Genomic DNA, 19,728 nt, shown 5'->3' with positions numbered 1-19,728 from the left:
AGGGACACTCAGTTCCCGCCCGGAGAGAAGGCTCTGGACGGTGGCACCCCGAACGGGAGCACAGGGACCGAGCAGTTTCCCCGCGCGGGGTCCGCACGAGACCCGCGATGGAGTTCCGCCCAGGGCTCGTCCGGCGGCGATGCGCTGGGTTCGACCGGCAATCGCACGCGGGCTTCGGCCGAGACCCACACGCACAGTTCACCGGACGGACACGCACAAGGTTCGGGCGACACCCACGCGCGTTATTCCTACGGCGAGCACTCGCAGGCCGCGCGCAGCGGATACGCGCCCGATGGTGGGTTGGTCGTGCTGCGGGAGAACGGGCGCAGGGTGACCATGGATGTGGGGCCGCTCGGATATCTGTCGATCGCCGCGCACGGGCATGCCGATGCGCTGGCGGTGACGCTCGCGGTGGACGGCTCCGAGCTGATCTGTGATCCGGGGACCGCGAGTTACTACGGGCATCCGAATCGGCGTGCGGCGCATCGGAGTACGCGGGCGCATGCGACGGTGACGGTGGACGGGCTGGATCAGTCGGTCATGGGCGGGCCGTTCATCTGGAGCGAGCATGCGCGGGTGCGGGTGCGCGCGGTGGATCTGGATCGGGGGGTGGTGGATGCGGAGCACGACGGGTATCGGCGGCTGGCGGATCCGGTGGCGCACCGGCGGTGGCTGATCGCGCCGCCGGACGAGGACCTGGTGCTGGTGGTCGACATGTTGGCGGGCACAGGAATTCACTCGGCCCAGGTGTCGTGGCCGCTGCACCCGGCGCTCCAGGTCCGGCCGATCGGCGACGGATATTCGACCGGCGGTGGACATTCGGCGGGCAGTGGACATTCGGCGGGCGGTGGACACTCAGCAGACGCGGGACACTCAGCGGGCGACAGAGATTCGGCCGGCACCAGACACCCGACGGGCGACGGACACTCGGCCAGCACCGGACACTCAGCGGACGAGGGACATTCGGCCGGCACCGGACACCCGGCAGACACCGGACACCCGATGGGCACCGGAGACCCGGTGGGAATCGGGCACTGGGTGAGCCGCGCGGGCGAGGATGTGTTGTCGGTCGCGTACGCCGCGACGGCTCCGGTGACGCCCACCCGGATTCGCGGCGACGAGAACACCGATCTCGGTTGGTGGTCGGAACTGCTCGAGTCCCGGGAACCAGCGTGGCTGATCGGCGCACACTGCTCCGCCACAGCGCCTTTCGTGCTCGTGAGCGCACTCCGCACCGGAGCGGCGCGAGTGCGGGAGTTGACCGTGAACCTGGCCGGGGACGACATCCAGGTCCGGTGGCGGCAGGGCGGCGCGGTGCGCACGCTCGTCGTCGACATCCGGCACGACGGAGCCGTGGCGTTCGGCGTCGCCACGTGATACCGGAAAGAGGCCACAGTCAGTGGCGGCCGGGCGCGGCGCTCCCCCGGAGTTGGCGTACGCACCTACCGATGCCCCTGCGCGGGCACCTACCGATACTTTTTGTGGGTACCCCACCGGTGGGCACCAATCGATGCCCACGTGGGCACTCACCGATCCCCGTCGCTCGGGTGACGTTCAGCAGCGGTCGGTGAGGGCTCGGGCGTAACCGGCGGTTTGGTAGAGGTAGGACCAGGCCCAGTACCAGGGGGTGATGTCCACGGGGCTGTCGCGCATCACCAGGTTGCCGGTGAAGCAGCGGGACAGGATGAAGCGGGCTCGGGAGAGATGGGGGCGCATGGTCACGACGATCACTGTGTGCCAGTCGTTCTCGGTGGCGATGCGGCGGAGTTCGCGGGCTTCGCCGAGCGTGGTGGGCGGGTCGGGAGCGAAGCATTCGAGGGTGAAGCCCTGCTGGGGGGTGTGGCAGGGTTCGCGGATTTCGTCGATGTCGGTGAATTCGCCGTAGGGGTTGGAGAACAGGACGGTGTCCGCGTAGCCCTGGCGGGCGAGGTCGAGGCCGTAGGCATAGCGGTCGACGCCTTCGCCGCCCAGCACGAGGATGGCGTCGGCGTGACGTAGCGCGTCGATCTGGGGGCGGACATAGACGGGGTAGCCCAGGCCGACGAGTGCCGCGACGACGCAGAGCAGGGCCAGGAGATAGCGGAGATAGCGGCGCGGGCGCCGGGACGGCGGGCGGGCGGTCACGAGCGGCGGACCGCTGACCGCAGCGGCGTGAGGGTCGTGGGGGAAATCGCCTGCAGCACAGCGGTGAACAGAGCGACGAAGACGAGCGCCTCGAGCCCGACCAGCCCGAGACCGAGCACCACGGACTTCTCGCTCGCGTGCAGCAGCAGGCGCTCGAGCAGTCCGGCGGCGACGGCCGCGCAGACTCCGGCGAGCGCCGGGGGCAGGAGGCAGTGCGCCAGTTCGCCATGGGACACATGGACGACGCTACGCGAGACCAGCAGACCGGTGAGTCCGGTCAAGATCGCCGAGACCGACAGCGCCACCCCGACGCCGAAGAGCCCGTGCGGCAACAGGATCAGGATGAGCGGCACGGCGGTGAGAGCCCCGATGCCGGTCATCCAGTTGATCAGCTGTGGTCGGCCCGCCCCCTTGCACGCCTCCGCGCACACCGACATGAGCGCGAAGCCGATGCCGACGCCCGCCATCGACTCGACCAGGACTCCGGCTCCGCGCCATTCGTTCCCGAGCAGCAGCACCACGACCGGTTCGCCGATCGCACCCAGCAGAGCCGAGGCCGGGACCACCGCGAGCCACATCCAGCCCATCGCCCGCAGGAAGCCCCGCTCGAATCGTTCGGGTTCCCCCGAGATCTGCGCGAACGCCGGAAACAAGACGTACGAACAGATCTGGATGATCGCCGTCACCGGCAGGAACGCCAGCCGCCTGCCGTTGCGATAGTTTCCGAGCGCCGAGGTCTGCAACCGCTGCCCGACCAGCATCACCTCCACCGCCTCGAGCGCCCGCTCCACCACGCTCTCGAGCAACAGCGGGAACGCGAACACCGCGAGTTCCCGCCACAGCGGAACACTGAATCGCCCACGCCGGGGCCGCCATCCGGACAACCACCAGGCCGCCGTGGCCGCCACCAGAACCGACACGTAGTACCCCGCCACCAGCGCCCACACCCCGAACCCGGCGACGGCCAGCGAGATCGACACCGTCGCGAACGCCACGGCGTTCGCCGGATCCACGATCACCCGCCGCTCGAACTGCAAGGCGCGCTGCATCATCGCGTCCGGCACCGCCATCAGCGACGTCAGCACCACGGTCCCGGAACACACGGCAGCCACCGACCCCACCTGCGGGTCATGGAACACCCTCGACAACACCGGCGCACTCGCGAGCAGCATTCCCGCGAGCACCACACCCGATCCGAGCGTCACCCGGAACACGGTCTCCGCCGCGTCCTCGATCTCGGTCCGCCGCTGTATCAGCGCGTGGCTCAACGAACTGTGCGAGAACACCATCACGAACGTCGTCAGCACCGTCCCCGCCGCGAAGACCCCCACCTCGGCCGGTGAGAGCAGATGCGCCAGCACCAAGGTCTGCACCAACGCGATGACCTGCACCGCCCCCACTCCGGCCGCCGACATCACCGCTCCGCGCCTCAGCACAGCGGACAACCCACTCGGCTGCCGCTGTGCCACAGCCCCGGGATCGGATCGATCCTCGGCGCATCCGTCGCCGACCTGCGGCCCGTCCGCCGCCGCGTGAGTGCCGCCGGACCGCGACGACGGATCGGCCGAGTCAGGGCCTGCGTGGCGCACCGATGGCAGCGGTCCGGCACGTGATCGTTCGTCCTGTGCCGATTCGTCCGGTCGTTCCGTCACCGCCGGAGCCAGGTCGGTGTGCCCGGCGATACCCGAGTCGCCGACCACGCCGGAGTCGGTCGGCCTGGTATTCCGTGGTGGCGCAGCACTTTCCGGAGGTCGCGCCGGGCGCCGGGCCGACCGTGGTGTAGCCCGACCCGGTGGCGGATCGGCGTGATCGCCGTCGTCGGCCCCGGGCTCCCGCGCGATCACCGGGTGGTGGCGCTGACGATCCTGCCCGCCGCGCGGGCGAATCGTTCGGACACCTGCTGTTTGAGGGGGTGGATGCGGCGGAGGGTGTCGGGGAAGGTGCTGACCGAGGCGATGATGGCGGCGGCGCGAACGGTTTTGCGCTGGGTGAAGGCTTCACGGGCGGCGGCGCGGGCAGCTCTGTCGTCCCCGGCGAGCAGGGCCTGCTGGGCGCGGCGGAGTTGGACCCAGTAGCGGAAGGTCCGCAGGGTGCGATCCAGGGCGGCGCGGGCCTCGGGATCCGTGGGGGCGGCCCAGGAGAAGGAGCGTTCGAGTTCGGCCATGAACGCTTCGACCTTCTCGGGGTCACGGGTCATGGAGTCGCCGCGAATCCGGAAGCGCGCCAGCCGGTCCGGCAGGACGCGGATATCGTAGGCGCCGACCATGCGAATCCAGATGACCACCGATTCGTGCAGTTCCTCGCCGCCGCGGTCGTACCCGCCGACCGCCTCCCACGCCTCGCGGCGGATGGCCGCGGTGTAGTACGGGACCAGACCGCCGAGCAGGTCGATCAGCGTCAGGCGGGTGGCGGGGTCGGGCTTGCGTTTGACGTTGGTGGAGCGGTAGTACCCGACGGGCAGGTCCGCGCCGGAGTCGTCGAAGCGGAAGGCGTCGCAGCCGACGGCGTCGATACCGGGATCCGCGTCCAGCGCGCGCCGGACCTCCGCGCAGAAGGTGGGCATCACCTGATCGTCGCTGTCCAGGACCACGAAGTACCGGCCGGTGGCGCGGGCGGCGGCGGCCATGACACCACCGTCGTATCCCTTGTTCTCCTGGCGTACCAGGCGGATTCGCCCGTCGTCGCGATAGCTCTCGACGATGGCTGCGATCTCGTCGGACATGCCGTTGTCCACCACGATCAGTTCCCAGTCCGGGAGCGTCTGCGCGACAACCGATTCGATGGTGTCGCGCAGATAGTCCTCGGTCTTGTACGCGGTGGTCAGAAAACTGAATCCTGGAATGCTCGGCTCGCTCATCGCTACCCCCTCACCATCCGATGCCGACATATCCGGGGCGCAGCCGCCGTTCGGCCGCCCCGGGCAGTCGCACCACATCCAGCACGGTCCGGTCGGGACCGATCGCGTCGACGGCCGCGACGACGTCCGGCTCGGAGGTGCCGACGATGAAGATCTCGCCGTGCGCCACCACCGTGGAGATATCGTCGGTGAGCAGCTCCCCGATATGCGGCAGGCGCTCCTCGATGAACGCCCGATTGGCGCCCATCAGCCGCGAGAGCGCCACATTCGCATCGTAGATTCGCACGTCGTACCCCTTGCCGATGAGCCGTTCGGCGAATTCCACCATGGGGCTCTCGCGCAGATCATCGGTGCCCGCCTTGAACGACAGCCCGAAGATGCCGACCCGCCGGCGGCCGAGCGCGATCACGGTGTCGACCGCGCGCCGCAATTGAGCCTCGTTGGATACCAGCACGTTCTGCAGCACCGGCAGTTCCAGATCGTGCTGGCGGGCGGTGTGATTGAGCGCGCGCACGTCCTTCGGCAGGCACGAGCCGCCGAAGGCGAAGCCGGGGCGCAGATAGGCCGGGCTGATATTGAGCTTGGTGTCGGCCAGGAAGATGTCCATGACGGCGTGCGAGTCCAGCCCGAGCGTCGCGCACAGCGCCCCGATCTCGTTGCCGAAGGTCACCTTGAGCGCGTGAAAGCTGTTGTCCACGTACTTGGTTATCTCGGCCACCGCGATCGGCACCCGGAAGCGCGGTCCCGGCAGGCCCTCGTACAGGGCCGTCATCTCCAGACCCGTGCGCGCATCCGATTCTCCGATAACGGTTTTCGGCGGATTCTCGAAATCGCGCACGCTGCTGCCCTCGCGCAGGAATTCGGGATTCACGCAGACGCCGAAATCCACGCCGACTTTCTTGCCCGACGCCTTTTCGAGAATGGGAATGAGGCTGCCTTCGCACGTTCCCGGCACCATGGTGCTGCGGTACGCGACGATGTGCCAGCCGTCCTTGTCCGCCAGCGCGGCGCCGATCTGCTCGCTCACCCGCTCCAGGTACGCCATCGAGAGCCCGCCGCCGGGGGCCGAGGGCGTGCCGACGCAGACGATCGAAATGTCGGTCGCCAGCACGGCTTCGGCGACATCCTCGGTGACGCGCAGCCGTTCGGCCGTAACTACTTCGGCGATGAGCTCGCCGATCCGCTCCTCGACGACAGGTGTGCGGCCCTGTCGGATGAACTCGGTCTTCTGCGGGTTGACGTCCACACCGATCACGGTGTTGCCCCGCGCGGCGAGACAGGCCGCCGACACGCAGCCCACATAGCCGAGCCCGAAAACGCTGACAGTCGATGCGCTCGCTGTCCGGTTCTGCTGCACGTGAGTGTTCCCCCGGTCGTGCTCGTCCATTTTGCCCACCACATGGATCGTCGTTACCGCTGAGTTGTTTGTTACCAATGCATTTCGAGATTGAATAGCGTTATCATCAGGCAGTGCAACGCGTGACGGCTCCCGTGTCCGTCGCGTGTGTGTCGCGGTCGGGGGTGATTGGGACAGGCGCCGGAATGTTCACGGGTACCGGCTGGGGGGAGTCGCTGAGTAGATGAGTTGGTCGAGCGCGAGCCTGAGCCTCAAGTATCGGCTCCGGCGCGCACATCCGCGACGTGGAGCGCTACACCGCAGGTTGAACAGGTTGGATCTGGCGGACGCCGCGGAGATCAAAGCCGTTCAGGAGCAACGTCTTCGAGTGCTGGTCCGGGTCGCGGCGGCGAAGTCGCCGTTCTACCGCGACTGGTTCCGCACCTCGGGGGTGGACCCGAGAGAAATCCGCACCATCGCCGATCTGTCACTCCTGCCGCTGGTGTCCCGCCGTGATCTGGCCGAGCGGGCCGATGATTTCCGCACCCTGCCGCGCCGGCTGATGTGGTCGGTGCGCTCGAGCGGCACCTCCGGGGTGCCGATCGAGTGTTACCGGACGATCACCTCCTCGGTGTTCGAACTCGCGGTGCTCGAACATCAGTGGGGCTGGTTCGGACTGCCGTCGAACTCGCGTCGAGTGGTCTTGCGCGGCAGCAACTTCGCGATCGGCCGCAGCCGCGGGCCCACCATGGCGGTCCCCGGCGCCAATCAGCTGCTGGTGTCGAGCTATCACCTGACCCCCGATCGCGTCGATGTGATCGTGAACGAGATCCGCCGCTTCTCCCCCGATGCCATCGAGGGCTGGCCGTCGAGCATCGCCCTGTTGGCGGCATTGCTGCGCGATCGCCGCATGACGATTCCGGTGGACGCGATCATCACCTCCTCGGAGATGATGGCGCCGGGACAGCGCACCCTCATCCAGGAGGTGTTCGACGCGCCCGTCATCGATCACTACGGGCAGACCGAGCGCACCGTCATGGCCGGCACCTGCGAGGCGGGTGGCTACCACGTCTTCCCGTCCTACGGCATCGTCGAGACGATTCCGGTCGAGGGCTCGAGCACCCGGCGGGAGATTGTCGGAACCTCGTTGCAGAACACCGGATTCCCGCTGCTGCGCTATCGCACCGGCGACGAGGTCCGCCCCTCCGCCCCCGGTCCGTGTCCGTGCGGACGGGCGCTGCCGCTGCTGGGTGTGGTCGACGGCCGGGTCGAGGACACCTTCACCGCCTCCGACGGCCGCCCGCTGCCGCTGCCGTCGAGCATCGTCGATGATCTGACCGGCCTGCGCGAGGCCCAGATCGCACAGCTGCGCCCGGGGGTGTTCGAGCTGAGAGTCGTTCCGGGCAAGGGATTCTCGCAGTCGGACACCGCCGCGCACGCCACCCGGAACATCGCCCGGCAGTTCGGTCCGGGCCAGGAGCTGCGAGTTCGCGTCTTCGACGCGCTCCCTCGGCCGCGGAGTGGAAAGCTGAAGACCGCCGTGGTCGAGCAACCGCTCACCGGCGAAACACGGCCCGCGCGCCCCGCGATACCCGTACAGCGAGATTCATGAGGAGACAGGGAGACGCCGTGACCGCCCTCGTCGCGAGATCGGCCCTGCTGGCGGCGGTGTCACTGCTGGCGGCCGGATCGATCGCAGGATGCGGCGGCGAGTCCTCGCCTCCGAATCGACCGCTCACCCAGACGACCGCGCCCGTCGATGAATTCGTGGCCAAGGACCGCACGCCGGACCCCGGTGCGGTGGCCATCGGTTTGACGAACATCTCACTCTCCCGGACGGATTCGGCCGATCGGGTGACCTTCGAGTTCACCGGATCGGCGGTTCCGGGCTGGGCGGTGCACTATGTGGCGCAGGCGGTGCAGAACGGCACCCGGGCCCCCTTCTCGGTCACCGGCCAGTCCGTCATCGAGGTGCTGATCCGGGAAGCCGCCAATCCCTTCATATCCGGGGTGCCGCCGTACACCGGGCCCGAGACGCTCACCGACCCCACCATGACCTCCGTCGGCGAGGTGCGATTCGCGAGCGCGGTGCGCGGCGTGACGCAGGCGTTCATCGGGTTGCAGACCGCGCAGCGGTCCTTCCGGGTGAGCGGTGCGACCGATCCGGCGCGGGTCACGGTGGAAATCGATCACCGATGACGGGGGAACAGTGGCGAACACGCTGAATGTGCTGTGGGACAGGATCTGGCAGCGTCGCGCCCTGGTGGTGGCGATCGCCCTGGTCGCGATGCTCGGGGCGTACCTGTCCGCGCACGGGCGGGGGGTGACCTACACCAGCAGGGTGCTGGTCTCGGCCGGATCCACCCGGCCGCCGACCCAGGACGCCATTCTGGCGCAGGGCTTCACGTACTACCTGAACGATCCGACCTATCAGGCCGCCATCGGGCGCAAGAGCGGTTTCCCGGAGGACATCTACAGCTTCTCGGCCCAATTCGTCTCGGCCAGTCCACTGTTCTACGTCCAGGTCACCGCCGCGACGCCGGCGGCGGCCGAGGCCGCGGCCCCGAAGGTCGCGCAGCTGTACGTCGAGGACGTCAACGGCCGTCTGGACGAGAGCCGCAAGGCCACCGCGGACGCCATGACCGCGGCCATGATGGCGGTGTGGGGCGATCGGCTCCGGGCCGACGATCCCAATGCCTTCAGCGCCCAGATCCAGTTGCAGCAGCAGATCGACGCGCTCAACGCCGATTCGGCCAATCGGCTGACCATCCTGCAATCGGGCGCGGGGGCCGCGGCCAACGGCACCGGCAAGACCCGCACGCTCGCGACCGGCATGGTCGGCGGGGTGCTGCTGGGTTGTGTGGTGGCGATCATGGCCGGTGCGGCGACGCGGCGGCTGTACACCGACTACGACGTGGTGGAGAAGACCGGGGTGCGGACGCTGGATGTGGTGCCACCCGGCGGCACCCCTGCCCGCGACGCGCGGCGCCAGGTGGTGCTGCGCCATATCTCGAACCTGGTGGCCAAGGCGGGGACCACCTCGCCGACTTCGGTTGCGGTGGCTCCGATTTCGCAGGGCGTCGCGGCGCAGCGGCTGGCGCGGGCGATCGCGGAGCACCGTGCGGGGCAGGGCGCCAAGGTGTTGTTCGTGGATGCGGATCTGCGCGGGAGCGAGGCGGCCGTCGCGGCATCGGGCACACCGGAGCAGGACTCGGCGGGGCAGGACTCAGCGGGGCAGGACAAGGCGGCACAGGGCGCAGCGGGGCCGAACGCGGCGGCGCGGGAAACAGCGGGACGGGGCGAGTCCGGGTTCGCGGCCGGGCGGGTCGAACCGGGTCTCGCGGAATTGTTGCGCGGGAGCGTCTCCGACCTGCGCGCGGTCACGAGTGACCGCGGTCCGGACGGTTTCGCCGAGATCGCGCCGGGTGCGTTCACCGGTGATCCCTATGCGCTCTTCGATCGGGATCGGTTCCGCGCCTTCCTGCACGAGGCCGGATCCGCGGCCGACCTGATCGTGATTCAGGTGCCGCCGATCGGCACCGCCTCGGAATCGCAGATCGTCACCGATCTGACGGATCTGACGGTGCTGGTCATCGAGCGCGGGCGGACCCGGGTGCGGGAGGTGCAGGAGGCGGTCCGGGCGGTGAATCAGGTCGGTGCGGAGGTGCTCGGGGCGGTGCTCGTGGACACCTCGGAGCCACGAGAATCGCGGCGGCGGTTCGGGTTCCGATCATGACCGCGCTGACGCCGGCGGTCGAGCGAGCGTGGCGGCTGGCCCTGCTCGCGGCCGCGCTGGCGGTCGGCCTGGGCGGGGTGCTCGCGGTGTCGGGCAAGGCTCCCGGCGGGGTCGGCGTGGTCGCGGCGGCGGGCGGTATCGCGGCGGTGCTCGTGGTCATCGGGTTGAAGGATCCGCGCTGGGCGTTCGTGTTCCTCATCGTCGCGACGTTCCTGCGGCCCGCCATCCCGAAGATCCTGCCGACCACGGACCCGTTCATCCTGGCGTTCGGCGGCGTGGTCATCGCGACGCTGGCGTGGGTGCGCGGGCATCCCGAGCGCCGGGTGTCGATCGGGGCGGTCGAGTGCGCCATGGTGCTGTATCTGCTCTGGAATCTGAATTCGATTCTGCAGACGCACGAGTTCCCGCCGATCCTCTATCCGCTCTCGGGCGAGATGCTCGATTTGTGGCGCTATCTGATCATCGGCACGGTCATGCCGTTCGCGGCCTACCTGGTCGCGCGAATGATCTTCAGTACCCGCGAGTCGATCAAGTTCCTGATCACGACACTGCTGGTGTGCGCGGCCTATTCGGCGTGGGTGAGCATTCTGCAGTTCCACGGGCCGCAGGGCCTGGTGTGGCCCAAGTACATCGTGGCGAATCCGGCCTGGGCCGAGCGCGCGGTGGGACTGCCGAATCAGCCGGAGGTCAACGGGCTGATCCTGATCGTGGGTTTCGTGCTGTCGCTGGTGCTGATCGGCACCGAGAAGCGTTCGCGGCGAATGCGGTTGCTGCTCGCGGTGATCGCGGTGGCCTGTGCGTATTCGGTGTATCTCACCCACACCCGGTCCATCTGGCTCGATTTCGGCGTCGTCATTGTGCTGGCCATCGTGCTGGGCAAGGGGTATCGGACCGGATTCGTCGTCACCGCGCTCGGCGTTGCGGTGATCATCGCGATGAACTGGACCACCTTCACCAGTTCCGACCGCAAGGCCGGCGGCGTCGCCTCGACGAACGAGATCTACGACCGGCTCAATGCCGATGCCACGGCGGTGTGGGCGTTCACGCAGAAGCCCTGGAGCGGCTGGGGTCTGGGCCGGTTCGTCATGGTCAATACCTATCGGCATCAACAGTATTCGCCGGACACGCCGTGGGATCGCGGGCTCGGCATTCCGGCGCACGAGACCGAACTGGGCATTCTCGCCGAACTCGGCATCGTCGGGCTGCTGTTGTGGCTGACCGTGCTGGTGCTGCTGGCCCGCCGGCTGGTGCTGGCCTACCTCCGGTTGCCCGCCGGGGGGCTCATGGGCCGGCCGCTGGCGTTCACCGCCGGGGCGGCGTTCGTCTCGCTGGTGCTGGCCGGGGTGTTCGTCGATCTGCGCCTGTTCGATTATCCGAGCACCATGGTCTTCGCACTGGTCGGGGCCGCGGTCGGCGCGGCGGATCGGCTGTCGCAGCGCGCGGCGGTCGATCCGCTCGAGGCGGGACGGGCTCAGCGCGCGGCGATCAGGGAGCGGAAGATCTCGTCGTAGAAGGCGATCAGCTTGGCTCGTGAGGTGTCCCAGGACAGTTCACGAGCCACCCGCTCTCGGCCGAACTCGCCCATCCGCTTGCGCCGGTCCGGATCGTCGAGCAGTTCGGCCAGGGCCACGGCGAAGGCGGCCTCGTCGTTGGCCGGAACATAGACCGCCGCCGCGCCCGCGGACACCCGGGCCTCGGTCAGTTCGAAGGACACCAGCGGGCGGGCCATCGCCATGTATTCGACGACTTTGTTCATGGTGGACACGTCGTTGAGCGGGTTGTGCGGATCGGGCGAGAGGCACACGTCGGCGGTGGACAGGCAGATCTGCAGGAACTCGTCCGAGACCCTGCCGGTGAACTCGACCAGATCCTCGAGGCGCAATTCCTCGGCGAGCGCGACCAGATCGTCGAAGGCGTCACCGGAGCCCATGAAGATGAAATGCGTGTCGGTGCGGCCGAGTTCGTCGCGCAGGTGGGCGATGGCGCGCAGCGCGTAGTCGACCCCGTCCTGCGGGCCCATCACGCCGAGATACGCACCGAGATATGGCTTTCCACGCTTGAGCGCCGGATCGGGTGTGCGGGCGACGAATTTCGAGAGGTCCGGTGCGCTGCGCACCACCGTGACCCGCGCGGGGTCCATGCCGCCGCGGTCGATGGCGACGCGGCGATAGCTCTCGTTGGTCGATATGACGCCGTGCGCGCAGGCGAAGGTGATGCGCTCCAACAGCATCGAGGCGCGGTACAGCAGGGTGCCGCCACCCTCGAACCGGGACAGGAACAGTTCCGGGACCAGATCGTGGTGGTCGAAGACGAATCGGGCCCCGCCGACGCGCAGCACGAGCGCGATCAGGAACAGCAGATCCGGCGGATTGCAGGCGTGCACGACGTGCACCGGACCCTCGCGGCGTACGCGAATCGCCAGTCTCAGGGTGTGCCACAGGGCGAGCGAGTACTCGCGCAGATATCCGGCCGGGCCGCCGGTGGCCGCGCGCAGCGGGTAACGCAGGATGCGGACGCCCTCGATCGTGGCCTCGGCCTCCTGATCCTGCTTGGCGCCCATCGGGCAGATGACGCTCACCCGGTAGCCCGCGTCCACCAGGGCGCGGCTCTCCTGCCAGACCCGGCGGTCGAAGGGGACCGAAAGATTTTCGACCAGGATCAGAATGTGTCTGTCGCTCACAGCGTCACGATCTCCTCGAGGGCCTTTTCGGCGGCCGCGATACTTGTCTTCAGGCTGAACAGGTGCTCGACCCGGGCACGGGCCGCGCTGCCCATGTCCTTGCGCGCCACGGGATCTGCCAGGAGCGCGATCAGGCGCTCGGCCATCGCCTCCGGATCGCGCGGCGGCACCAGATAGCCGGTCTCACCGTCCGCGATCATCTCCGGCACTCCCCCGACCGCCGTGCAGACGGCGGGCCGGGCCGCGGCCATGGCCTCGAGCAGGGCCATGGGAAAACACTCGATGCTGTAGGAGCTCAGGACCACGATGTCCATGGCGCGCAGCAGTTCTGCCACATCGGGGCGCGATCCGGCGAGCACGACGCGATCACGCAGGCCCAGTTCCTCGGCGAGTTCCTCGATCGAGTGCCGCATCGGTCCGTCGCCGACGATCAGAAACCGGGCGGCGGGCAGCCGATCGGCGACCAGCCGGGCCGCGCGCAGGAAGGTGGCGTGATCCTTCTCCGGTCGCAGGGCGGCCACGAGTCCGACGATGCGGTCCTCGGGGCCGAGGCCGAGATCCGCGACGGCCGCGCGATCCTCGCCGGTGTCGAAGGCCGAGGGGTCCACGCCGTTGTGGATGATCCGAATCTTGGATCCGGGGTAGCCGAGTTCATCGGTCATGTACCGCGTCTGGGCGTGTGCGACACCGAAATAGGCCGTGGTGCGGCGATCGAGCACGCGGTCGACGGCGGCGCGGATCCGCCCGCGCGGCTCGATATCGCCGTGGTTGTGCACCCAGACGATCGAATGCGGCACGCCCGCGCGCCAGGCGGCCAGCCGACCGAGCGCCTCGGCGTTGTAACCGCGCGTGATCACGATATCGGGGCGGCTCTCGCGCATCGCCCGCACGAGATCGCGGAGTGCCGCCGCCGCTTGACGTTTGGTGCGATGCAGGGCCCGCGCGGGCACTCCTGCCGCGCCCAGATCCGCGAAGAGTTCACCCTCCTCACCCAGGCAGATCACCGACGCCTCGAACCTGCTCCGGTCCAGGCTGGGCAGCAGCGTCGTCACATGCCGTTCGGCTCCGCCGACCCGCAGATCCGGAACCACGTACAACACGCGGATCGGCCGGGAACCGTCCGAGCCGGATGCGCCGATGCCCGATTCCGGAAAGCTCATCGCACGATCTCCCGGTAGATGCCGTCGAATCGACGCCAGACGACGTCGATGTCGAATTCCTCGCGGACGCGCTGTAATGCGGCCCCGCCCAGCCGTTTACGCAGCGCGGTGTCCCGCACCGCACGTCCCAGTGCCTCGGCGAGCGGTTCGACCTCGCCCGGCGGCACCATCAGGCCGCATCGGTCGTCGATCAGGTCGGGGATGCCGCCCACGGGGCAGGTCACCACGCACAGCCCGCGGGCCATGGCTTCCAGAATCGCCATCGGCTGGCCTTCGCGATGCGAGGGCAGCACCAGCACCTGTGAGCCGTCGAGCAGTTCGGGAATCCGCTCCGGGGCCAGCCATCCGGTCACCTCGACGCTGGGCCCGATGCCCAGCTCCGCGACCATCTTGCGGGCCCGGTCGACCTCTCCGTCCCCGGCGATGACGAGTCGCACGTCCAGCCCCGGCGACGCCGCGAGCAGGCGCTGCCAGGCCTCGAGCAGGGTGAAGGTGCCCTTGCGCTCGCCCACCTCACCCAGGAACAGCACCCGGGCGGGTATGCCGCCATCCTGCTCGACCGGTCGCGCGGGCCGGATCGCATTGGAGATCACGATGATTCGTGCTCGCGGCGTGATCTCACGCAGCGCCGCCGCCCACGGCTCGCCCAGCGCGACCACGACGGCGGCCCCGGCGAGCGCGTCGCGGATGGCGGCGCGCACCAGTCGCGGGGCTTCGTCGTGGAACACCGAGAAGTCCGAGCCGTGCACGTGCAGCACCACCGGGGTGCGGGTGGCCCGTGCGATCAACTCGAACAGGTACTTGCGCGGAAAGCTGCCGTAGGAGGACAGGTGGATGTGCACCAGTGCCGGGCGATGCGTCGCCAGCCGATACGGATACACGAATACCGCTGCCAGATAGGCGATCAGCTTCGTCACGACCGAACCGTCGCGATGCGTCGCGATGTGCCGGATATCCCAGTGCGCCCAGATCGGAGTCTCGCGCATCTCCCGCACGAAGGTGGCGACACCGCCGCGCGTGGACATGCTCGTCGAGACCCACAGGGCCCGTTGCCGTCTCATGGTCGGGGCTACTCGGCCGCACGCGCCGCGGTGATCCTGCGGTCTCCCAGAGCTTCCGGGCCGGGTGGTGCGTGGCCGCCCGCGGCGGGGGCTTGCGGGGTCTCGAGCAACACCGCGCCGAGCAGATTCGCATCCACCGCCGCCAGCAGCCGGTGTGCGCGCCGGGCCTGCTCGACCGTGGTCGTCGCGGGATCGAGCACCAGCACGGTCGTTCCGGCGGTGGCGGCCACGACCTGGGCCTCGACCGCACTCAGCACCGGCGGGCCGATGAACACCACGAAGTCCGCGCGCTCGTGCAGCCGCGACAGCAAGCGGGTGAAGCGTTCGCGGCTCAGGACCGTGAACGGTTCCTCCTCGATGCTGCCGGGGAACAGCTCGCGCATGACCGAAAGCCGCGTGGGCGTGAGTACGGCGTCGAGATCGGCTCGCCCGGCGAGGACTTCGCCCACGCCCCTGGCGAGGCGGCGGCTCAGATCGGCGTGGACCAGGATCGTGCGCACGCCCTGGCGGGCGCGTTCGTCGGCGATGGCGCGCGCGAGGATTTCGATGCCGTCGCTCGACCCGGGCGCGGTGATCGCCACCGAGGCCTTCTCCACCGGTGCGGCCAGTCCGACCGCGGTCACCACCTGCTTGAACGCCCGATCCCGTTCGGCGGTGAGCTTGCCGTCGGTACCGGGCACCACCGCGATGGCGGTCAGGCCCACCTTCTCCTCGACGTCCTCACCGGTGCGCAGGCGTCGGGAGAGCGCACCCACCGCGAGCGCGGCGAGGCAGCCCAGCAGCAGCCCGCCCACCCCGTAGCTCACCAGCGTGGGAATCCGAGAGGGCTCCTCGCGCACCGGATCCGAGGCCTGCTGCAGGTCGATGAGCTTGTTGGAGGTGTCGGCATTGAGCCGGTTGATCTGCTCCTGCATCTGGGTCAGCGACGCGTCGCTGACCACGCCGTTGGCCGCGCGGATGTCGTCGAACGGTTTGCGCACCGCGGCGATGGCGGCATCCTGGCCGGCGCGCAGGCTGGCGTTGATCTCGTCACGGAAGACGCTGCCCGCCTTGGTCGCACCGGCCTGCGCGAGTCCGGGCGTGCTCGCGGTGCCCTCGATGTACAGGATCGGGCTCGAGGCGACGGTGCGCGCGTCCAGGATCGTGCCATCCGGGATGCCCGCCGCCGCTTTGAGTTTCGTCTGATACGCGGGGTCCTTGAAGTACTGCGCGTAGCCGACCGAGAGCACGGCGTCCTGGTCCGGGGCGCGGTTCGGCGAGCCGATCGTCATGGCGATCCGACTGGTGTACGTGGGCGCCGCGTCGCGAGTGGAGAAGAATCCGAGCGCCAATGCCCCGATGGTGAGGATGAGTACCAGCCACTTGCGACGCCACACCCGATTGAGGTGAACTCTTGTGACGCTGTTCAATTCGACTCCCTCGAATATCGGGGCCGCGCATTCACCAATATCGCGCACCGAGAACCGCCGTTACACCGTCGACCGGGTGCGGCGGTGCGGGCGGGGCCGGTCACGGCCCGCTCGATCCGCCGGTGATCACCGGCTGCTGCGCCGTCGAGGCAGGGCGGTGGCGCCGCCCGAGGCGGCCTGTCAATCGTCCTGCGAGACGGATGAATCCGGCAATGACATCCGGTGCCAGGACTGCCAGCACGAGCAGATAGATCACCAGGAACACCGCCGCGTCCACGAAAAGCAACCCGATTCCGGCGGCGATCGGCCGGGTATCGGACTGCAGCACAAGATGTTCCAGCGACCAGGCGGCGGCCAGCGCGAGTGCGCCCGCCGGGAGCGGTGGGCCGAGTGCGCGGATCAGCGCACCCAGCGGCGCCCCGATCACCGAGCGCGCCAGCACGGTCACCACCACGGCCACCACCAGGGCGGTCGCCGAGGTCGCGAGGCCGACGCCGACCAGACCGAAGAATCGGATGAACACCAGCAGCAGGCCGATGCCCAGAATCAGCTCGACCGCGGTCTGCCAGTTCAACAGCGTGGTGCGTCCGGCCCCCTTGATGGCCTCCTCCCCCACGCTCATCCACGCCTTGCCCAGGCCGAGGCCGGCCATGGCGACCACGACCGTCCCGGCCTCGCGCCAGCGCTCACCGAAGACGATGACCACCGCCGGTTCGCCCAGGGCGATGATGAGTCCGCTGAGGGCGGCCGCGCCGAGTGTGGTGAGCCGCACCGCGCGCAGGTACGCCGAGCGCAGTCGTTCACCGTCACGCTCCTCGGCGATGCGCGCGAAGGCCGGAAACAGTGACACCGCACCGACTTCCACGATGAAGCGGACCGGGATCTGCGCGATGCGCTGGCCGTAGCGGTAGTGCCCGAGAGCCGCGGCGCTCAGGCCACGACCGACCACCGCGGCCTCGGCCAGCGATTGCACCCGTGAGCCCAGCATGTTCACCACCACCGGTGAGCCGTAACGCGCGAGTTCCCGCCACAGCCGGATCGACGCGTGTCCCCGGCCGGGCCGCCACCGCGCCAGCCACCACACCGACACCGCCCAGACCACGTAGGACACATAGGTGCCCACGACCATGCTCCAGACTCCGAAGCCCAGCACCGCCAGCGTCACCGACACGACCGCGAAGCTCACCGACACCGCCGGGCCGACGATGATGCGGCGCTTGACGCTGAAATCGCGCTGCAGCAACGCTTCCGGAACGTTGGTCAGCGAGAAGAGCAGCAGGAATCCGGAGGTGGTGGCCGCGATCAGCCCGATGGTGCGGCTGTGGAACAGCATGCCGATCACCGGTGCGGCGGCCAGCGCGCCCAGCGTCACCAGCGCCCCGTTCACGAAGGAGGCCCGGAACACCGTCTCGGCGGCATCCTCGACGCGGTCCTCGCGCTGCACCAGTCCCGAGCGCAGACCGCCCTCGACGAAGGTGGTCAACAGCATCGTGAGCACGGTTCCCGCCGCGAACATGCCGACCTCGGCGGGGCTCAGCAGGCGGGCCAGGGCGACGGTCTGGGCCAGGGACACCAATTCACTGAAGATCAGCGCGGCGGCCGAGGCGAGTGCCACGCGGCCGATCTGCCGGGTGAGCGTAGGCCCGGCCGGTGGCTGTTCCGGTTCGGCGAAATCCACGATCGGAAGTTCCAGGGTGTCGTCGAATCCACCGGTGCCGCGGGTCCGGACGGGCCTGCGGCCCTGCTGATTCCGATCGTCGCTAGGCATGCTCGGCGTGTGTCCGTTCGAACTCGCAGAACAGTCGCTCGAATACCTCTCGACCGGCGTTCACCTGTTCATCGGCGCGCGCGAGCAGACCCGCGCGCAGGTGCTCGGCGTCCTTCCAGGTATCCCGGATGGCCTCGGAGAGTTGCTCGCCCAGCTCCGGATCGTCGAGGTGGATGAGCCGCACGCCGCCGCCGAACATCTGCTCGAGGCCGAGGAATTTGTCGTCGTAGTACTCGGTGGAGGTGAGCGCCACCACCGGGATGCCCTGACTCAGCGCGAACACCGCCAGGTGGTAGGCGCCGGTGACCAGCACCCGGCACCGCGAGACCTGCTGTGCGACATCGCCGGGACGCACGAATCTGCCGACCGGGGAGGCGGCGTTCGCGCCGCGCACCAGAGGCAGTGTCGTCGCGCGGTCCGGGGAGCCCGGGGTCTCGGCGATGATGAGCGGAACCAAGCCGGTACCGAACTCGACGGCCGCCGCCCGCACGGCCACACCGACGGCATCCTGCGCGAGCCCGGCCACGGGCGAGTACTTCGCGATCCGCAGACAGACCCCGATCTCGGTGCCTGATACCGAATTTCGGGCGTCGCGCGCGAGTTCGATGGCGTCGTCTCCGGTGACGGTGACCGCGCTCGCGGGCACACCCAGCGACTCCAGCAGCTCCGGTCCGCGCCGCCGCTCCCGCAGCGCGATCAGCGGCACTCTCGCCAGCACCTCCGACGCCCGCCCGCGCAGCTCCGGATCCCGCATCGGCCCGAGCCCCTGTCCGACCATCGCCACGGGAACCCCTGCGCCGTGTGCATATTCGAGCAGGTCCAGCACCCGCCCCGCCTGCGGCAGATCAGCGTCGGTCAGGTACCCGCCACCCAGCGCGATCACCAGCGACGCCGCACGCACGGCCTTGGCGGCGCCAGGATGCCTGCGTTCGATGCGCGGCACGACGACACTCGCGGACGTACCGGTCTCGGCGGGCGTATCGGCGTTCTCGTGTGGACCGGAATTCGCGGTCCCGTCCACCCGTCCGCGACCGCGCGCTTCAGGGCCGACGGCGTCGAGGGGGCGCAATGCCCCTGCCTCGCTCACCGGTGCCCCTGCCTCGTTCGCCGGTGCACCGGCGGAGTTCGGTCCGGCGGCATGGGTCTGCTCGGTCGTGGAGCCCGCACCGTCAGCAGGGATGGGTCCGGTGGTGAGGGCGTCCGTGGGACCGGCTTCCGTGTCCGGGGAAGGTCGGTCGCGGAGTCTGTCTCTGACCCGAATCGCTTGCGGCAGTAGCCGAGCCCGGGTGCGCAACCACGCTTCGGCGACGGGTCCCACGACGGCCGGACCCAGTGCCGCCGCCGCGCGAGCCAGCGGGCCGGGCTCTGCCCACGGGTCGCTCGCGCCCACCGTGATCCCGACCGCGCCCGGAAAATACGCGGCGACAAGTGTCGGCGATTCGGTCATGATGCCGATGCGTGCGTTCGGCCAGCGCTCCCGGATTCGCCGGACGGTCACCTCGAGCATGGCGAGGTCACCGTAGTTGCGTAGCCAGTACTCACTGTTCTCGATGAGGATGCGATGTCCGGCACCCTCGCACGGCAGTCCGGTGCCCAT

At 69.2% G+C, this 19,728-nt stretch carries 15 protein-coding genes; 5 read left to right on the top strand and 10 right to left on the bottom strand.

From position 1 onward, the window contains the following. Positions 1-1,377: heparinase II/III family protein (locus NJ1_RS07515; RefSeq protein WP_169813106.1), on the top strand; the 1,377-nt coding region annotated here is incomplete at its 5' end. A 177-nt stretch (positions 1,378-1,554) separates the two neighbouring features. Here the strand turns inward: NJ1_RS07515 and NJ1_RS07510 are convergent. The 4 genes from NJ1_RS07510 to NJ1_RS07495 form a co-directional block, all read right to left on the bottom strand. Next, entirely contained in the window at positions 1,555-2,124 is a 570-nt protein-coding gene (locus NJ1_RS07510; RefSeq protein WP_157573825.1) for a YdcF family protein, read from the bottom strand. Then, complete coding sequence (locus tag NJ1_RS07505; RefSeq protein ID WP_157573824.1) at positions 2,121-3,824, bottom strand: lipopolysaccharide biosynthesis protein; 1,704 nt, start codon at positions 3,822-3,824, stop codon at positions 2,121-2,123. Before NJ1_RS07505 ends, NJ1_RS07510 begins: the two co-directional genes overlap by 4 nt. Positions 3,825-3,964: 140 nt before the next feature. Further along, the gene (locus tag NJ1_RS07500; RefSeq protein ID WP_067689368.1) at positions 3,965-4,981 is read right to left on the bottom strand and encodes a glycosyltransferase family 2 protein; all 1,017 of its coding nucleotides are present in this window, start codon (positions 4,979-4,981) and stop codon (positions 3,965-3,967) included. Positions 4,982-4,991: 10 nt separating this feature from the next. Further along, on the bottom strand, positions 4,992-6,368 hold the full coding sequence (locus NJ1_RS07495; protein WP_084477848.1) for a nucleotide sugar dehydrogenase: 1,377 nt from the start codon (positions 6,366-6,368) through the stop codon (positions 4,992-4,994). A 283-nt stretch (positions 6,369-6,651) separates the two neighbouring features. On the opposite strand from NJ1_RS07495, the gene NJ1_RS07490 reads away from it, so the two are divergent. The 4 genes from NJ1_RS07490 to NJ1_RS07475 are packed head-to-tail and all read left to right on the top strand — an operon-like array spanning position 6,652 to position 11,564. After that, on the top strand, positions 6,652-7,929 hold the full coding sequence (locus NJ1_RS07490; RefSeq protein ID WP_245717267.1) for a phenylacetate--CoA ligase family protein: 1,278 nt from the start codon (positions 6,652-6,654) through the stop codon (positions 7,927-7,929). A 17-nt stretch (positions 7,930-7,946) separates the two neighbouring features. Then, positions 7,947-8,516 (top strand): AMIN-like domain-containing (lipo)protein, encoded by a 570-nt coding sequence (locus NJ1_RS07485; protein ID WP_067689361.1) that lies wholly within the window; start codon positions 7,947-7,949, stop codon positions 8,514-8,516. Positions 8,517-8,526: 10 nt separating this feature from the next. After that, entirely contained in the window at positions 8,527-10,053 is a 1,527-nt protein-coding gene (locus NJ1_RS07480) for a P-loop NTPase family protein (protein WP_067689359.1), read from the top strand. After that, positions 10,050-11,564, top strand: coding sequence for an O-antigen ligase family protein (locus NJ1_RS07475; RefSeq protein ID WP_067689356.1), 1,515 nt, complete (start codon positions 10,050-10,052; stop codon positions 11,562-11,564). Before NJ1_RS07480 ends, NJ1_RS07475 begins: the two co-directional genes overlap by 4 nt. Here NJ1_RS07475 and NJ1_RS07470 read toward each other — a convergent pair. From NJ1_RS07470 to NJ1_RS07445, 6 genes are all read right to left on the bottom strand, one after another. After that, the gene (locus tag NJ1_RS07470; RefSeq protein ID WP_067689353.1) at positions 11,525-12,733 is read right to left on the bottom strand and encodes a glycosyltransferase family 4 protein; all 1,209 of its coding nucleotides are present in this window, start codon (positions 12,731-12,733) and stop codon (positions 11,525-11,527) included. The genes NJ1_RS07475 and NJ1_RS07470 overlap by 40 nt on opposite strands. Beyond that, on the bottom strand, positions 12,730-13,893 hold the full coding sequence (locus tag NJ1_RS07465) for a glycosyltransferase (protein ID WP_245717266.1): 1,164 nt from the start codon (positions 13,891-13,893) through the stop codon (positions 12,730-12,732). The genes NJ1_RS07470 and NJ1_RS07465 overlap by 4 nt, the downstream gene beginning before the upstream one ends. Beyond that, complete coding sequence (locus NJ1_RS07460) at positions 13,890-14,954, bottom strand: glycosyltransferase family 4 protein (protein ID WP_084477847.1); 1,065 nt, start codon at positions 14,952-14,954, stop codon at positions 13,890-13,892. Before NJ1_RS07460 ends, NJ1_RS07465 begins: the two co-directional genes overlap by 4 nt. Before the next feature lie 8 nt (positions 14,955-14,962). Next, positions 14,963-16,363, bottom strand: coding sequence for a Wzz/FepE/Etk N-terminal domain-containing protein (locus NJ1_RS07455; RefSeq protein ID WP_157573822.1), 1,401 nt, complete (start codon positions 16,361-16,363; stop codon positions 14,963-14,965). 100 nt (positions 16,364-16,463) lie between these two features. After that, complete coding sequence (locus tag NJ1_RS07450) at positions 16,464-18,131, bottom strand: oligosaccharide flippase family protein (RefSeq protein WP_067689345.1); 1,668 nt, start codon at positions 18,129-18,131, stop codon at positions 16,464-16,466. Further along, entirely contained in the window at positions 18,124-19,728 is a 1,605-nt protein-coding gene (locus tag NJ1_RS07445; RefSeq protein ID WP_067689342.1) for a polysaccharide pyruvyl transferase family protein, read from the bottom strand. Before NJ1_RS07445 ends, NJ1_RS07450 begins: the two co-directional genes overlap by 8 nt.

Source organism: Nocardia jejuensis NBRC 103114 (assembly GCF_001613145.1).
GTDB classification, from domain to species: Bacteria; Actinomycetota; Actinomycetes; order Mycobacteriales; family Mycobacteriaceae; genus Nocardia; species Nocardia jejuensis.
Note: the sequence above shows the minus strand (reverse complement) of the source record. Positions and strands in the feature narration are given on the sequence as shown.

Bases quoted from the DNA above. Each gene is read 5' to 3' on its own strand.
- NJ1_RS07500 (WP_067689368.1), bottom strand. From the start codon at position 4,981: ATGAGCGAGCCGAGCATTCCAGGATTCAGTTTTCTGACCACCGCGTAC.
- NJ1_RS07495 (WP_084477848.1), bottom strand. From the start codon at position 6,368: ATGGACGAGCACGACCGGGGGAACACTCACGTGCAGCAGAACCGGACA.
- NJ1_RS07475 (WP_067689356.1), top strand. From the start codon at position 10,050: ATGACCGCGCTGACGCCGGCGGTCGAGCGAGCGTGGCGGCTGGCCCTG.
- NJ1_RS07465 (WP_245717266.1), bottom strand. From the start codon at position 13,893: ATGAGCTTTCCGGAATCGGGCATCGGCGCATCCGGCTCGGACGGTTCC.
- NJ1_RS07460 (WP_084477847.1), bottom strand. From the start codon at position 14,954: ATGAGACGGCAACGGGCCCTGTGGGTCTCGACGAGCATGTCCACGCGC.
- NJ1_RS07450 (WP_067689345.1), bottom strand. From the start codon at position 18,131: ATGCCTAGCGACGATCGGAATCAGCAGGGCCGCAGGCCCGTCCGGACC.
- NJ1_RS07445 (WP_067689342.1), bottom strand. From the start codon at position 19,728: ATGGGCACCGGACTGCCGTGCGAGGGTGCCGGACATCGCATCCTCATC.